A 14,088-nucleotide genomic window follows, 5' to 3' on the forward strand; every position below is an offset into this window, starting at 1 on the left:
CGCCGCCGTCAGCGTCGTCTTGCCGTGGTCAACGTGACCAATCGTCCCGATGTTCACATGCGGTTTCGTACGTTCGAACTTTGCCTTACCCATGGCCGGGCGCCTCATTGATTAGGGGGCCGCCAACGGCCCGATTCAACATCGCGCGCTCTCTAGTCGCTGGCTTGCGAGAAATCAAGCGCCACTTGCCTTGCAGCCGGGTGCGCAGCGGTCACTCGAGGACCGCGGCCGACACCTCGTCGAGCGGGGCGGCGGCAGCTGTGGGCGCCTCGGCGGCCGGGTCGTAGCCGAACCAGGCCTCGCGGTTCTCGACCAGCCAGCGTTCGATCCGCCAGGCGGCGTTCGCGGCCAGAACCTGCATCTGCTGGTCCTTGCTGCGGGTCAGCCCGGAGCCGACGACGGTCTCGCCCGACATGCCCTCGAAGATGGTCATCTGCTCGGCCTCTTCGTTCAGCTTGGCCTTGGCCGCATCGTCCCAGACATTGGCCGAGATCACCAGCGCCGATTTCGGCGCGGCAACCACCGGCACGCCGGGCACGGCCAGCGCATAGCCGTCCACATTGATGCCGAAATGATAGAGCTTGTCGCCCTCGTAGCGCAAGAAGCGCCGTTCCAGCGCCTGTTTCAGCGCAGCCTGCCATTCCTCGGGGGTAGCGGAACGGCTGGGCGGCACCAGTTTGGCATTGTCGGCGACGACGATGGTGTAGCCGAGACTGAAATCGCCGAGCGGTTCGGCGGGGCTGTCCATCGGATCCTTGGCGGCACAGGCGGAAAGGACCCAAAGCCCACCGATCAGCAGCGCGGGACGGAAAACGGAAGCGGCGCGGAACATGATCCCCCCAATGTCGCAAACCCCGCCCGGGATAGCGCAGCGCAGGACGGCGCGCAACGCCCGGCTCAGCTGAAGCGGTTGTCGCGCGGGAAGCAAGCCAGCTTAAGCCGATGTTGACCTGTGGAGAGAGGGGGTCCACATAGGGTCTACATCATATCATGGAGACCCCATAATGACCCATATCGCACACACCAAAGTCGAAGATGTAACGATGTGGTTCAAGCACGTCGACAGTGCCGCCCTTCGCGCCCGGCTCGAAGCCCTCGACAGCGAGGAAGAGATCGCGCTCGAAGTCCAAAATGTGGTCGGACGCTGGCGCCGGATGCGGACCGGCCGGGACGGTCGCATGGTCAACGGTCTGAGGCCCGTCGGACCAATGAAGGACGTTTGGCTCGGATGGTTCGAGACAGAGAAGGGAAAAGTGGTCACTGTCCGCACGGTCACCATGGCGGACGACCTTTCGGGCGCCGCCTCGGCCTTGATGGTCGAGTGGACCAGCCCCGAGGACGAGGCCGCCTTTGCCGGTCTTTGAACGATTCGACACCGCCGTCGTCCCGTTCCCCTTCGCCGAAATCCCGGTCCTGAAACGGCGACCCGTCACCGTGTTGTCCGCCGCCTCGTTCAATTCCGAAAACGGCGCGACCCTGGTGGCCATGATCACCACCGCGAAGGCGACGGTGTGGCCCTCGGATATCGAGATTTCCGATCTTCAGTCGGCGGGGCTCGACACGCCCTGCATCCTCCGCTTCCGCCTCGTCACGATCCCGAACGATCTTTTCGTTCGGCCACTCGGGCGGCTCGCTGCTCTGGACCGGCTCAAGGCGGAGGGTCAGCTTGCCAGGATGCTGCTCGGCTGACCGCGCTCAGGTGAAACGGTTGTCGCGCGGGAAGCCGCGCGGGGCCATTCGGCCGGTTCCGGCGCGCTTGCCCAGCCATTCGGACAGGTCCGCCTCGGTGCGGGTGCGCCCGGCCGGGTCGCGCCAGGACAGGCCGTCGGCCAGCGTGAAGGTGGTGGCATCCGACAGGCCGCCATCCTTGTATTTCTGCAACCGCACACCCTTGCCGCGCGCCATTTCGGGCAGTTCGTCCAGCGCGAAGACCAGAACCTTTCGGTTCTCGCCGACGCAGGCGACGTGATCGCCCGCCACGATGCGGCAGATCCGTGCCGTTTCGGGCGCCTTGACGTTCAGCACCTGCTTGCCCGCGCGGGTCTGGGCCAGCACCTCGTCGGCAGGCACAAGGAATCCGTCGCCCGCGCTGGAGGCGACCAGCAGACGCTCGCCGGGGCGGTGGATCATCAGCGCGACGATCTCGGACTCGTTGGGCAGATCGACCATCAGGCGCACCGGTTCGCCCATGCCGCGCCCGCCGGGCAGTTGCGCCACCGGCAAGGTGTAGAACCGCCCGTTCGCGCCGAACAGGATCAGCTTGTCGGTGGTCTCGGCCGCGATCAGGAACCGGCCTTCGTCGCCATCCTTGAATTTCAGCGAGGTTCCATCCGCCAGATGCCCCTTCATCGCGCGGATCCAGCCCATCTTCGAGCAGACGACCGTCACCGGTTCGCGCTCGATCATCGCCTCGATGGGCATCTCGGGAGCCTCGGCGGCCTCGGACAGACGGGTGCGCCGCGCGCCGCCCGGGGATTTGCGACCGAATTTCTCGCGCACCTCGCGCAGTTCATCCGAGATCTTCGCCCATTGGACGGACTCGTTGCCAAGCAGATCCTGAAGCCCGGCGCGTTCGGCCATCAGCGCGTCGCGCTCGGCGTTCAGTTCCATTTCCTCCAGCCGCCGCAGCGAGCGCAGCCGCATGTTCAGGATCGCCTCGGCCTGCACCTCGGTCAGTTGCCCCGGACCCGTCGCGGGCAGCGGCGAGACGTAATCGCGCTCGTTGGTGGCGCGGGGGCGGCGCAGCGACCAGTCCTCGGCCATCAGGGCGGGCTTGGGCTCGTCGTCGTAGCGGATGATGTCGATCACCCGGTCAAGGTTGAGGAAGGCGATCAGCAGCCCTTCCAGCACCTCAAGCCGGTGGTCGATCCTTTCCAGCCGGTGCTGGCTGCGCCGGATCAGCACGTCGCGGCGGTGATCGAGGAAGGCGCGCAGCACCTCCTTGAGCGAACAGACCTTGGGCGTGCGCCCGTCGATCAGCACGTTCATGTTCAGGCTGAAGCGGATCTCCAGGTCCGAGCTGCGGAACAGCATCCCCATCAGAACCTCGGGGTCCACATTGCGCGACCGCGGCTCCAGGATCAGGCGCACGTCCTCGGCGCTTTCGTCGCGGATATCGGCCAGGATCGGCAGCTTCCGGGTCTGGATCAGGTCGGCGATCCGCTCGATCAGGCGGGATTTCTGCACCTGATAGGGGATCTCGGTCACGACGATCTGCCAGGTGCCGCGGCCCAGATCCTCGACCTGCCAATGCGCGCGCAGCCGGAACGACCCGCGCCCGGTCAGATAGGCCTGGGCGATGTTCTCCTTCGGCTCGACGATCACGCCGCCAGTGGGGAAATCGGGACCGGGGATGTAGGTCAGAAGCGTCTCGTCGCGGGCATCCGGCGTCTTGATCAGATGCAGGCAGGCGCCGACCAGTTCGTCGATATTGTGCGGCGGGATATTGGTGGCCATGCCGACCGCGATGCCCGACGATCCATTCGCCAGCAGGTTCGGGAAGGCCGCGGGCAGGACCACGGGCTCTTCGAGAGTGCCGTCATAGTTGGGGCGGAAATCGACCGCGTTCTCGGCCAGCCCCTCCATCAACGCCTCGGCGGCGGCGGTCAGGCGGGCCTCGGTATAGCGGGCGGCGGCGGCGTTGTCGCCGTCGATATTCCCGAAATTCCCCTGCCCGTCCACCAGCGGATAGCGGACGTTGAACTCCTGCGCGAGGCGCACCATTGCGTCGTAGATCGCGGCATCGCCATGGGGGTGATAGTTGCCCATCACATCGCCCGAAATCTTGGCCGACTTGCGGAAGCCCCCGGTCGCGCTGAGGCGCAATTCGCGCATCGCGTAAAGGATCCGCCGATGCACCGGCTTCAGCCCGTCGCGGGCGTCGGGCAGCGCCCGGTCCATGATGGTGGAGAGCGCATAGGTCAGGTAACGCTCGCCGATCGCGCGGCGCAGCGGCTCGGCCAAGGGCGGCACGTCCATCTTGGGGTCGTCGGTGGAATCCGTCATGGATGTTGTGTAAAGCGGCGCATAGGCGTGGTCCAGAGGCGAGTGGTTAACGCATGGCGCAGAGATCGGTCCTGATCACGGGATGCTCGTCGGGCATCGGGTATGACGCGGCTTACGCCCTGCACGCGCGCGGCTGGCGGGTCTTTGCCACCTGTCGGGCCGAAGCCGATTGCGACAGGCTGCGCGCCGAGGGGCTGGAAAGCTTCCGCCTCGATTATGCCGACGAGGCCAGCATCGCCGCGGCGGTGGACGAGGCGCTGGGGCGCACCGGCGGCACGCTTGACGCGCTGTTCAACAACGGGGCCTTCGCCTGCCCCGGCGCGGTCGAGGATCTGCCGCGCGGCGCGCTGCGCGAGATCTTCGAGGTGAACCTGTTCGGCGTGCATGACCTGACGCGGCGGGTGATTCCCGCGATGCGGGCGCAAGGCCATGGCCGGATCGTCAATTGTTCCTCGGTGCTGGGCTTCGTGCCGATGAAATGGCGCGGCGCCTATGTGGCGACGAAATTCGCGCTGGAAGGGCTGACCGACACGCTGCGGCTGGAGATGCGGGATACGGGCGTCAAGGTGATCCTGATCGAGCCGGGGCCGATCGCGACGCGCATCCGCGCCAATTCCATCCCGCATTTCGAACGCTGGGTGGACTGGCAGGCCAGCGCGCGCGCCGAGCAGTACCGCGCAACCCTGCTGAAGCGGCTTTACGAGAAACGCCCCCCCGACCGGTTCGAACTGCCGCCCGCAGCGGTCAGCGCCCGCCTGATCCACGCACTGGAACACCCCCGCCCCCGCGCGCGCTATTTCGTGACCACGCCGACCTGGATCATGGCCGCGCTGCGCCGGGCGCTGCCCACCGCGGCGCTGGACTGGATCGTGGCGAAAGGCTGACAGGGCGGGTTCGCTTTGCGGTCGGAACCCGCTATGTCGCGGGGGGCAAGAGACGGATGCATGAAGAAGGGGGGCGCGATGGTCGTTCTGAACAAGATCTATACCAAGACGGGCGATGACGGGGAAACCGCGCTGGGCGATGGCAGCCGGGTGGCCAAGCACGGGATGCGGGTGACCGCCTATGGCACCGTGGACGAGGCCAACGCGACCGTGGGTCTGGCGCGGATGCATGCGACAGGCGAGATGGATGCCCGCCTCGCCGCGATCCAGAACGATCTGTTCGATCTCGGCGCCGATCTCTGCCGACCCGACCTGCACAAGGACGCCGAAGCCACGCATCCGCCGCTGCGCATGATCGAAAGCCAGGTGGCCCGGCTGGAAGCCGAGATTGACGCGATGAACGCCGACCTCGCACCGCTGCGCAGCTTCATCCTGCCCGGCGGGTCGGCGCTGTCTGCGCATCTGCACCTGTGCCGGACGGTGGTCCGCCGGGCCGAACGCGAGACGGTGGAACTGGCCACGATGGAATCGGTGAACCCGATGGCAGTGAAATATCTGAACCGACTGTCGGACTGGTTCTTCGTCGCCGCACGCGTGGCAAACGACAAGGGGAGCGCCGACGTTCTCTGGGTGCCGGGGGCCAACCGCTGAACCCTGTGCAACAATCGAAAAGCCGGGGGACGCGACGTCGAAACATCCTGTCGCGTCGATTTTGGTCTGTTGTCCCGGTTTCAGACTCGCTAACACGTCGCGAAACGATTGAGCCGCCCCGGTTCCGGGGCCTGCGATAGCCAAGGAGACACACGCCGATGAAGGTACTCGTGCCTGTCAAGCGGGTGATCGACTACAACGTGAAGGTCCGCGTCAAGGCGGACGGCACGGGCGTCGATCTCGCCAACGTCAAGATGTCGATGAACCCCTTCGACGAAATCGCCGTCGAAGAGGCGATCCGGCTGAAGGAAAAGGGCCAGGCCGAAGAGATCGTTGCGGTCTCGATCGGCGTGAAGCAGGCGCAGGAAACGCTGCGCACCGCGCTGGCGATGGGCGCGGACCGCGCGATTCTGATCGTCGTCTCCGACGACATCCATCAGGACATCGAACCTCTCGCAGTCGCCAAGCTGCTGAAGGCGGTGGTCGACGAGGAACAGCCGGGCCTCGTGCTGGCCGGCAAGCAGGCGATCGACAACGACATGAACGCGACGGGCCAGATGCTGGCCGCGCTTCTGGGCTGGGCGCAGGGCACCTTTGCCTCGAAGCTGGAGATCGAGGGCGATCATGCCGTCGTCACCCGCGAGGTGGATGGCGGCCTGCAGACGATCAAGGTGAAGATGCCCGCCATCGTCACCGTCGACCTGCGCCTGAACGAGCCGCGCTATGCGAGCCTTCCCAACATCATGAAGGCCAAGAAGAAGCCGCTGGATGAAAAGACGCCCGCCGATTACGGCGTCGACATCACGCCGCGCCTGACCGTGGTCAAGACCGTCGAGCCGCGCGAGCGGCAGGCGGGCATCAAGGTGGGCTCGGTCGACGAGCTGATCGCGAAACTGAAAGACGAAGCGGGGGTGCTCTGACATGGCCGTTCTTCTTCTTGCCGAAGTGACCAATGGCGAGTTGCAGCGCGACGCGACCGCCAAGGCCGTGACCGCCGTCAAGGGCCTGGGCGAGGTGACCGTACTTTGCGTCGGGGCCCACGCCAAGGCCGCCGCCGAGGCCGCCGCGACCATCGACGGCGTGGCCAAGGTGCTCTGCGCCGAGGATCCGCGCTACGGCCACCGGCTGGCGGAACCCACCGCGGCGCTGATCGTCTCGCTGGCGGATGGCTACGAGCATATCGCGGCGCCCGCGACGACCGATGCCAAGAACGTCATGCCGCGGGTCGCCGCGCTGCTGGACGCGATGGTGATCACCGATGTCGTGGGCGTGGTCGATGCCGTCACCTTCGAGCGGCCGATCTATGCGGGCAACGCGATCCAGACCGTGCAGACGACGGATGCCAGGAAGGTGATGACGATCCGCACCTCGACCTTCGAGGCCGCAGGCGACGGCGCCGCCGCCCCGGTCGAGGCGGTGGCACCGGCGGACGATCCGGGCCTGTCGTCCTGGGTCGAGGACAGCGCGGCGGCCAGCGACCGGCCGGAGCTGACCTCGGCCGGGGTGATCGTGTCGGGCGGGCGCGGCGTCGGCTCGGAAGAGAATTTCCGCATGATCGAAAGCCTCGCCGACAAGCTGGGCGCCGCGGTCGGCGCCTCGCGCGCGGCGGTCGATTCGGGCTATGCGCCGAACGACTGGCAGGTCGGCCAGACCGGCAAGGTCGTGGCGCCCGAGCTTTACATCGCGGTGGGCATCTCGGGCGCGATCCAGCACCTTGCGGGGATGAAGGACAGCAAGGTGATCGTGGCGATCAACAAGGACGAAGAGGCGCCGATCTTCCAGGTCGCCGATTACGGCCTTGTCGCCGATCTGTTCGACGCGGTGCCGGAACTGATCGAAAAGCTCTGATCCCGCCATCCCGGCAGCAAAGGCCCGCCCCAGGCGGGCCTTTTCGCTGTCCGGGGGTCAGTCGGCAAGCAGGTCGCGCAGCACCGGCTGCAGCGCCTCGGCAACTTCGCCATGAACGGCAGGACCGGGCAGCATGGCGGCGGCCGGGGCGTCAAGCTCGCCGACCAACATGCCCGGCGCGCCGGAGGCCCGCGCCTCGGCGCAATCCGTGACCTCGACCACCTGGTTGAAATAAGGGCGCACCGTGTCCAGCATGTGCCGGGTCACGAAAAGCGGATCGTCGCCCAGCCCGCAGACATGCTGCTCGCCCTCGGGCGGGCGGGTCGAGAGCCACAGCAGCACCTTGGCCCCGGGAAGCCGCGTCGCCAGCATCCGCATCCGCGCCTGCCAGGCCATCTGCAATTCGGCAACGACGATCTCGAAGGCGGTGGGAGATTTCTCCCTCAGCGCGCCGAGAAGGTGGCGGGTGAAATGGTATTCGGTGAAGTCGATGCCGGGGTAGAGCGCCTTGAGCATCGCCGAGGCGCGCAGGAAGCGGTCGTTGCGGCGCGGATGCACAACGTAGAAGCGGTTCGACATGTTGTGCGCGCCCAGCGCCTGAATCACCGTCACCCGCGCCCCAGCCGCCACCTCCATCACTGTGGAATCGTTCACAAAGACGTCGAGGCCGGCATTCACGCAGCCCAGATTGACGACCGGCATCCCGACCGCCTGCTCGAGCAGCGTAGCGAAGGGCGTGGGGATGAACTTGCCATAGGTTTCGGTGCCGCCGATTACCGCGCAATAGGGTCGGTCGAGATCCTGCCTGGGGCCACGGAAAAGAAGCCTCGAACTGCCGTATCGGCATGTGTCGAAGGACATCGCCCCGTTGCCAGCCTTCTCGAAACTCATATCCCTGCCGCTCGCCTTTCCGACTCACCTGCACCGACAGTGGCCGCTCAGGGTTTCGAACTAGCTAAATCCTGCATTTTAAGCATCCCTCCACCTTGCGCGCGGATGCAGCCGCACCTTAAGGTCGCGCCAGCAGCGCGGGGGTCTTCCATGGAAATCAGGACGGTCGGGGTTGTCGGGGCGGGCCAGATGGGCAGCGGCATCGCCCATGTCTTTGCCCTCGCGGGCTTCGATGTCACGATCCACGACATCTCGCTGGATGCACTGGCCCGCGCGCGCGAGATGATCGGGTGCAATCTCGACCGCCAGATCGCGCGCGGCAAGATCGCCGAGGCCGACAAGGACGCAGCCATGGCGCGGATCGCGACGACAACGACGCTGAGCGAACTCGGCCCCTCGGACCTGATCATCGAGGCCGCGACCGAACGCGAAACCGTCAAGATCGCGATCTTCGAGGATCTGCAACCGCATCTGCGACCCGAAACGATCCTGACCTCGAACACCTCCTCGATCTCGATCACGCGGCTGGCCAGCCGCACCGACCGGCCGGAACGGTTCATGGGCCTGCATTTCATGAACCCGGTGCCGGTGATGCAGCTGGTGGAACTGATCCGCGGCATCGCCACCGACGAGGCGACCTACACCACGCTTCTGGCCGTGGTCGAACGGCTGGGCAAGACCGCGGCCCCGGCCGAGGACTTCCCCGCCTTCATCGTCAACCGCATCCTGATGCCGATGATCAACGAGGCGGTCTATACGCTCTACGAGGGCGTGGGCTCGGTCCAGTCGATCGACCAGTCGATGAAGCTGGGCGCGAACCACCCGATGGGGCCGCTGGAACTGGCCGATTTCATCGGGCTCGACACCTGCCTTGCGATCATGAACGTGCTGCATGACGGGCTTGCGGACACGAAATACCGCCCCTGCCCGCTGCTGACCAAGTATGTCGAAGCCGGATGGCTGGGCCGCAAGACCCAGCGCGGCTTCTACGACTATCGCGGCGAAATCCCGGTGCCGACCCGCTGATTGCCCCCCCGGCACGGCCTCTTCTTCTTGGGGAAAACACCCGAAAAACCGCACGAAGTGCCAGAAGGCGTGCGCCGCAGGCGCTCAACCGGATCACGCCTCATCCCAGCGCCAGCGTGCGCTCCCTGAGCCAGGCCATGAAGCCGCGCGGGTTGTCCGCCCAGGGCTCGATCTCGTCGCGCCCGATGGCCGGGCCGATCACCGGCGCCTGCGGCCGGTTCAGCGCATGGCAGACCTCGTGCAGCAACAGCCCCTGGCGCAGCGTCGGCGAGATCTGGGCAGCCATCTGGTACCAGCGCGAATTCGCCCCCGGAAAGCGGATCGGCACCACGCGCGCGCCGGAACGCTGGATCATCTTCGCGGTGAATGGGTTCCACTCGGCCTCGATCACGGGGCCGAACATCGTCTGCGACGAGGCGACCACGCCCGAGGGAAACAGCGCGATCGCACCGCCCCGGGCCAGATGCGCCATCGCCCGGCGGCGCATGTCGAGGTTGCGCTCCAGCGCATCGGTCTCGTGCGGAAAGGGCACCGGGATCAAGAATTCCGCGACCTCGCTCACCCCGGTCAGAAGCGAGCGGGTCAGGATCTTGTAATCGGTCCTCACCCGACCGATCAGTTCGGCCAGAACCATGCCGTCGACCAGACCATGCGGGTGGTTGGCCACGACGACCAGCGGCCCCTCGGGCGGGATGTTGGCGATCTGCGCGGGCGGCGTGCGCAATTCGATCCCCATCACGTCAAGCGCCTGTTTCCAGAACAGCTGCCCCTCGGGCAGGCCCATCGCCTCGAACCGCCGGATCAGGCGCAGCAGGCGCAGCTTGCCGGTCATGAATTCCATCGTCCGGATCGTGCGGATCTGCACCGGATTCGTGAAGGAATTGGCATAGGACAGCCGCCGCGACTCGTAGGGACCGCCGTCAACCGGTTGCGCGTCGTCGCCCCGGCCGATATCACGCATGACAGCCCCGGCGGGACGCGCGGCGGTTGCCATTCGCCGGGCCGCGGCGGCCTTTTGGGGATTTGGCCGGGTCACATGTCTTCGCCGAAGCGATCCGCGACGAGGCGGGCAAGTGCATCGGCCAGCCGGTCGGCCTCGGGGCCGCTGGTCGTCACCTCGATCGACGTGCCCTTGGAGGCGGCCAGCATCAGAAGGCCCATGATCGAGTCGCCCGAGGCGCTCATCCCGTCGCGGCGGACCTCGGCCTGGGCATCGTGCTGTTCGACGCATTCGACGAACCTGGCAGAGGCGCGGGCATGCAGACCCTTCTCGTTGACGATCTCCAGCCGCCGACTCACGCTTCCACCCATATGCACCCCTCAGAACCCGCCCGCGTCGAAACTGTCGATGTATTTCCGTCCTGCCGCCAGCGCCGAGGCGGTGGCCTCGCCCACGCTCAGCCGCCGCGACTTCGCCAGCTTGATCAGCATGGGCAGGTTGGCGCCGTAAAGGATGCGCCGGTCCGAGGGCACGCAGGCGCGGATCGACAGGTTAGAGGGCGAGCCGCCGAACATGTCTGTCACCACCACCACCCCGTCGCCGGTATCGACCTCGTCGGCGGCACGGCAGATCTCGTCCTGCTTCGAGGCGCGGTCGTCATCGGGCTCTATCGAGATGGCGCGCATGCCCGGCTGGTGGCCGACGACATGCTCGACCGCCGCCAGGTATTCGCGGGCCAGCCCGCCATGCGCGACGATGACGATTCCGATCACGCGCCCCTTCCCGTTGCCTGGGCGGACACGCCCTGCACCCGCCGCTCCAGCTCTCTATGCCTTATAGACACTTGCCATCCGGTTGCCGCAAGCCTCTTTGCCAGCGCTTCGGCCACCGCGACCGAGCGATGCTGCCCGCCGGTGCAGCCGAGCCCGATCGAGATATGGCTGCGTCCCTCCTCTCGATGTGCGGGCAGCACGAATCCGGCCAGTTCAGTCAGCCGCTCGACAAAGGGGGTATAGCGGGCATCCGTAGCGATATAGGCGCGCACCTCCGGGTCGCGGCCGTCGCGGGCACGCAACGCGGCCTCCCAGTACGGATTCTTCAGGAAGCGGCAGTCGAAGGTCATGTCGAGGCCATGCGGCATGCCCCGCTTGTAGGAAAAGGAATGCAGGGACACCGCAAGCGGTGCTGCGCCCCCCACGGCAAACCGTGCGGCCATCTCGGCGCGGAACTCGTGGATGGTCAGGTCCGAGGTGTCGATCAGGATCGTCGCGAGGTCGCGGATCGGCCCCAGCAGGTCAAGCTCGCGCGCGACACCCTCGGCGGGGCTTTCGGCGGGCGCCATCGGGTGACGGCGGCGCGTTTCGGAAAAGCGGCGCAGCAGCACGTCGGGGCGGCAGTCGAGATAGACCACATCCGCCTCTATCGCGGGCGCGGCCGCAAGATGGCCGATCAGGTCGGCCAACGCGCGCGCGGAAAAGTCGCGGGTCCGGATATCCACGCCCAGCGCCAGTGGCGGACGCGGCGGCTGCCCTTCCAGCAGCCGCGGGATCAGCGAGATAGGCAGGTTGTCGATCGCCTCGAAGCCCAGATCCTCGAGCACGTTCAGGGCCGTCGAACGGCCCGCGCCAGAGGCGCCGGTCACCAGCACGACGCGCTGCACGGCGGGGCCTTGGTCTTTCAGGAGGGCATCGGGCATCACTCGGCGCGGCCGTGGGTCAGGTGGATCAGGATCGCTGAAGCGAAATATGGCCGATCGACCCGGTGAAGCAAGGGCACGGGATGTTCAAGAAACCGCGTTTCGCGCCGGGTGGGCAGGCGCTCGGTCTCGGCCTGGTCCAGATCGACGGCCAGCGCGACGGGGGCCGCGTCGCAGGGATCGGCGCGCAGCAGGCCGACGAAGCGCGCCTCGATCAGGCCGCGGATCGTCTCGGGCGCGGTCGCGATCAGGCCTTCGGGCACGGCGGTCAGGATCGTGCGGTCGTCTGCGACAAGGCGGGCGCCCAGCGCGATCATTTGCAGCGCCAGCGCCGACTTGCCCGCGCCCGAACGGCCGAGGATGAGCACCGCCCGCGCGCCGATGGCGACGCAGCTTGCATGCAGGGTGATCGTGGGCGGCGGGGTGTTCATCGTCGCCCCCTAGAGCGGCAGGCCAACGACGAAGCGGGCGCCGAGCGGTTCCGAGGTGAGATCGGCGGCGGTGGGACGGATGTTCTCGGCCCAGATCACGCCGCCATGGGCCTCGACGATCTGCTTGGAAATCGCAAGGCCGAGGCCGGAATGATTGCCGAACTGACCCGCGGGCCGTTCGGAATAGAAGCGGTTGAAGATCTTGGCCAGCGCTTGGTCGGGGATGCCCGGTCCGGTATCCTCGACCACCACCAGCACACGGTTGTCGCGGGTGCGTGCCCAGACCCGCACCGCATCGCCCGCCTCGCAGAACGAGACCGCGTTCGTGATGAGATTGACGAAGACCTGCGCCAGCCGCCCCTCAAGCCCGTTGATGGTGATCGTGTCGGTCGGCAGGTCGGCGATGAACTCGACCCCCTTCTCGCGTGCTTCCTTGCCCAGATGGCTGGTCAGCCGACGCAGCAGGCGCACAAGATCGAAGGTCTCCTCTTCCTCCTTGACGAGTTCGCTATCGAGCCGCGACGCGTTCGAGATGTCGCTGACCAACCGGTCGAGACGTCGCACGTCATGCTCGATCACGTCGAGTAGGCGGGCGCGCTGGTCGTCGCGCTTGGCCAGCCGCATCGTGCCTGTGGCCGAGCGCAGCGAGGCGAGCGGGTTCTTGATCTCGTGCGCGACATCGGCGGCGAACTGTTCGTTCGCGTCGATCCGGTCGTAAAGCGCGGTGATCATGCCGCGCAGCGCGCCCGACAGGCGGCCGATCTCGTCGGGCCGGGCCGTCAGGTCGGGGATGCGCACGCGCCCTGGGTTCACCTTGCGGGCATTGCGGTCGCGCCCCATCTCGGCCGCGGCGGCAAGCTCGGCCAGCGGGTTGGCGATGGTCGAGGCCAGCACGAGGCTGAGGCCGATCGAGACCACGATGGCAATCACGAAGACCTGCAGGACCTGCTCGCGCTCGATCCGCAGCAACCGGTCGATCTCGCCGGAGGCCGAGGTCAGGGCGACGACCCCGACGGTCAGATCGTCATGGACGATCGGCATCGTGACGGTAAAGGTGGTGAGGCCGCGCTCGTCCATCCCGGTCTCGACCTGGGCGCCCGCCTCAAGGGTCCGGTCGACCTGGGAACGCAGCCGGTCCTGCGGATCGACAAGGCCCGGCGCGGTGCGATCCGACCCGGTGATGCGGGCCAACCCCTCCCAGACGATATTGAGGAAATCGGTCAGTCGGGTGATCGGCTGCTTGTCATCGTAAGGGGTTACCGGCCAGCCAGGGCTGAAGGCGCCCCGGGCATGGCCGAGGAAAGCGGCGGTCGCGTCGTAGACGAACACGTCCGCGCCGGCTGCGAGGTCAAGTGCGGCAAGCGTCGCGGCAACGTCCACCCCGTCGCCCGAGACCAGGTCGACTGGCGCGCCGGGGGTCATCTGCAACTCGAACACATCGGCCACCAATGCGGCCTCGGCGACCATGCCGCTTTCGCGCTGGCCAAGCAGGCTGTCACGGGCGGGATTGAGGTAGAGCACACCCGAGACGAGGACTATCTGGGCGATCAGGTTGAACGCGATGATCTTGCGCGCCAGCGGCGAGCGTTTCAGCAGGACGAAGCCGCGGCCCTGGCGCCGGGCGCGGCCTGCACGCTCAGGCCCGACGCCTTGGACGTTCCATCGCTCGGCAAGCGCGACGTCTCCGTCGGAAGTTCGACTGGTGTCCCGCAAGGC

At 66.9% G+C, this 14,088-nt stretch carries 17 protein-coding genes; 7 read left to right on the forward strand and 10 right to left on the reverse strand.

From position 1 onward, the window contains the following. On the reverse strand, positions 1 to 93 hold a 93-nt coding region (locus tag EV216_RS02250), incomplete at its 3' end, for a GTP-binding protein (protein WP_132693438.1). A 118-nt stretch (positions 94 to 211) separates the two neighbouring features. Next, entirely contained in the window at positions 212 to 832 is a 621-nt protein-coding gene (locus EV216_RS02255) for a hypothetical protein (protein WP_132693439.1), read from the reverse strand. Between the two features lie 172 nt (positions 833 to 1,004). On the opposite strand from EV216_RS02255, the gene EV216_RS02260 reads away from it, so the two are divergent. Both EV216_RS02260 and EV216_RS02265 read left to right on the forward strand, forming a co-directional pair. Then, positions 1,005 to 1,364: a hypothetical protein gene (locus EV216_RS02260; RefSeq protein WP_132693440.1), complete on the forward strand. Its 360-nt coding sequence runs from the start codon at positions 1,005 to 1,007 to the stop codon at positions 1,362 to 1,364. Continuing rightward, positions 1,351 to 1,689 (forward strand): type II toxin-antitoxin system PemK/MazF family toxin, encoded by a 339-nt coding sequence (locus tag EV216_RS02265; RefSeq protein ID WP_132693441.1) that lies wholly within the window; start codon positions 1,351 to 1,353, stop codon positions 1,687 to 1,689. Before EV216_RS02260 ends, EV216_RS02265 begins: the two co-directional genes overlap by 14 nt. A 6-nt stretch (positions 1,690 to 1,695) precedes the next feature. Here EV216_RS02265 and EV216_RS02270 read toward each other — a convergent pair whose 3' ends face one another. Further along, complete coding sequence (locus tag EV216_RS02270; protein WP_132693442.1) at positions 1,696 to 4,005, reverse strand: DNA topoisomerase IV subunit A; 2,310 nt, start codon at positions 4,003 to 4,005, stop codon at positions 1,696 to 1,698. Positions 4,006 to 4,058: 53 nt separating this feature from the next. Between EV216_RS02270 and EV216_RS02275 the strand changes: the two genes are divergently transcribed. From EV216_RS02275 to EV216_RS02290, 4 genes are all read left to right on the forward strand, one after another. Continuing rightward, positions 4,059 to 4,889: an SDR family oxidoreductase gene (locus EV216_RS02275; RefSeq protein ID WP_132693443.1), complete on the forward strand. Its 831-nt coding sequence runs from the start codon at positions 4,059 to 4,061 to the stop codon at positions 4,887 to 4,889. A 78-nt stretch (positions 4,890 to 4,967) separates the two neighbouring features. Further along, complete coding sequence (locus EV216_RS02280; protein ID WP_132693653.1) at positions 4,968 to 5,540, forward strand: cob(I)yrinic acid a,c-diamide adenosyltransferase; 573 nt, start codon at positions 4,968 to 4,970, stop codon at positions 5,538 to 5,540. A 158-nt stretch (positions 5,541 to 5,698) separates the two neighbouring features. Continuing rightward, complete coding sequence (locus tag EV216_RS02285) at positions 5,699 to 6,460, forward strand: electron transfer flavoprotein subunit beta/FixA family protein (RefSeq protein ID WP_132693444.1); 762 nt, start codon at positions 5,699 to 5,701, stop codon at positions 6,458 to 6,460. Between the two features lies 1 nt (position 6,461). Further along, positions 6,462 to 7,388: an electron transfer flavoprotein subunit alpha/FixB family protein gene (locus EV216_RS02290; protein ID WP_132693445.1), complete on the forward strand. Its 927-nt coding sequence runs from the start codon at positions 6,462 to 6,464 to the stop codon at positions 7,386 to 7,388. Between the two features lie 57 nt (positions 7,389 to 7,445). Here the strand turns inward: EV216_RS02290 and EV216_RS02295 are convergent, their stop codons facing one another. After that, a complete protein-coding gene (locus tag EV216_RS02295) occupies positions 7,446 to 8,279 on the reverse strand; it encodes a DUF6473 family protein (RefSeq protein WP_132693446.1) in 834 nt (277 codons plus the stop codon). 150 nt (positions 8,280 to 8,429) lie between these two features. Here EV216_RS02295 and EV216_RS02300 point away from each other — a divergent pair, with 150 nt between their 5' ends. Beyond that, positions 8,430 to 9,305, forward strand: coding sequence for a 3-hydroxybutyryl-CoA dehydrogenase (locus tag EV216_RS02300; RefSeq protein ID WP_132693447.1), 876 nt, complete (start codon positions 8,430 to 8,432; stop codon positions 9,303 to 9,305). Between the two features lie 100 nt (positions 9,306 to 9,405). Here the strand turns inward: EV216_RS02300 and EV216_RS02305 are convergent, their stop codons facing one another. From EV216_RS02305 to EV216_RS02330, 6 genes are all read right to left on the reverse strand, one after another. After that, positions 9,406 to 10,266 carry a lysophospholipid acyltransferase family protein gene (locus EV216_RS02305; protein ID WP_132693448.1) on the reverse strand — a complete coding sequence of 287 codons (861 nt, stop codon included), beginning with the start codon at positions 10,264 to 10,266 and terminating at the stop codon, positions 9,406 to 9,408. A 71-nt stretch (positions 10,267 to 10,337) separates the two neighbouring features. Continuing rightward, positions 10,338 to 10,616: an HPr family phosphocarrier protein gene (locus tag EV216_RS02310; RefSeq protein WP_132693449.1), complete on the reverse strand. Its 279-nt coding sequence runs from the start codon at positions 10,614 to 10,616 to the stop codon at positions 10,338 to 10,340. A 9-nt stretch (positions 10,617 to 10,625) separates the two neighbouring features. After that, complete coding sequence (locus EV216_RS02315; protein ID WP_132693450.1) at positions 10,626 to 11,018, reverse strand: PTS sugar transporter subunit IIA; 393 nt, start codon at positions 11,016 to 11,018, stop codon at positions 10,626 to 10,628. Then, positions 11,015 to 11,941 carry an RNase adapter RapZ gene (rapZ, locus tag EV216_RS02320; RefSeq protein WP_132693451.1) on the reverse strand — a complete coding sequence of 309 codons (927 nt, stop codon included), beginning with the start codon at positions 11,939 to 11,941 and terminating at the stop codon, positions 11,015 to 11,017. Before rapZ ends, EV216_RS02315 begins: the two co-directional genes overlap by 4 nt. Beyond that, positions 11,941 to 12,372: an HPr kinase/phosphorylase gene (locus EV216_RS02325; RefSeq protein ID WP_132693452.1), complete on the reverse strand. Its 432-nt coding sequence runs from the start codon at positions 12,370 to 12,372 to the stop codon at positions 11,941 to 11,943. The genes rapZ and EV216_RS02325 overlap by 1 nt, the downstream gene beginning before the upstream one ends. Positions 12,373 to 12,381: 9 nt before the next feature. Then, positions 12,382 to 14,085 (reverse strand): sensor histidine kinase, encoded by a 1,704-nt coding sequence (locus EV216_RS02330; RefSeq protein WP_132693453.1) that lies wholly within the window; start codon positions 14,083 to 14,085, stop codon positions 12,382 to 12,384. Between the last annotated feature and the right edge of the window lie 3 nt (positions 14,086 to 14,088).

The organism is Rhodovulum steppense (assembly GCF_004339675.1).
Lineage (GTDB): Bacteria > Pseudomonadota > Alphaproteobacteria > Rhodobacterales > Rhodobacteraceae > Rhodovulum > Rhodovulum steppense.

Bases quoted from the DNA above. Each gene is read 5' to 3' on its own strand.
- EV216_RS02255 (WP_132693439.1), bottom strand. From the start codon at position 832: ATGTTCCGCGCCGCTTCCGTTTTCCGTCCCGCGCTGCTGATCGGTGGG.
- EV216_RS02260 (WP_132693440.1), top strand. From the start codon at position 1,005: ATGACCCATATCGCACACACCAAAGTCGAAGATGTAACGATGTGGTTC.
- EV216_RS02270 (WP_132693442.1), bottom strand. From the start codon at position 4,005: ATGACGGATTCCACCGACGACCCCAAGATGGACGTGCCGCCCTTGGCC.
- EV216_RS02275 (WP_132693443.1), top strand. From the start codon at position 4,059: ATGGCGCAGAGATCGGTCCTGATCACGGGATGCTCGTCGGGCATCGGG.
- EV216_RS02280 (WP_132693653.1), top strand. From the start codon at position 4,968: ATGGTCGTTCTGAACAAGATCTATACCAAGACGGGCGATGACGGGGAA.
- EV216_RS02285 (WP_132693444.1), top strand. From the start codon at position 5,699: ATGAAGGTACTCGTGCCTGTCAAGCGGGTGATCGACTACAACGTGAAG.
- EV216_RS02290 (WP_132693445.1), top strand. From the start codon at position 6,462: ATGGCCGTTCTTCTTCTTGCCGAAGTGACCAATGGCGAGTTGCAGCGC.
- EV216_RS02295 (WP_132693446.1), bottom strand. From the start codon at position 8,279: ATGAGTTTCGAGAAGGCTGGCAACGGGGCGATGTCCTTCGACACATGC.
- EV216_RS02300 (WP_132693447.1), top strand. From the start codon at position 8,430: ATGGAAATCAGGACGGTCGGGGTTGTCGGGGCGGGCCAGATGGGCAGC.
- EV216_RS02305 (WP_132693448.1), bottom strand. From the start codon at position 10,266: ATGCGTGATATCGGCCGGGGCGACGACGCGCAACCGGTTGACGGCGGT.
- EV216_RS02310 (WP_132693449.1), bottom strand. From the start codon at position 10,616: ATGGGTGGAAGCGTGAGTCGGCGGCTGGAGATCGTCAACGAGAAGGGT.
- rapZ (WP_132693451.1), bottom strand. From the start codon at position 11,941: ATGCCCGATGCCCTCCTGAAAGACCAAGGCCCCGCCGTGCAGCGCGTC.
- EV216_RS02325 (WP_132693452.1), bottom strand. From the start codon at position 12,372: ATGAACACCCCGCCGCCCACGATCACCCTGCATGCAAGCTGCGTCGCC.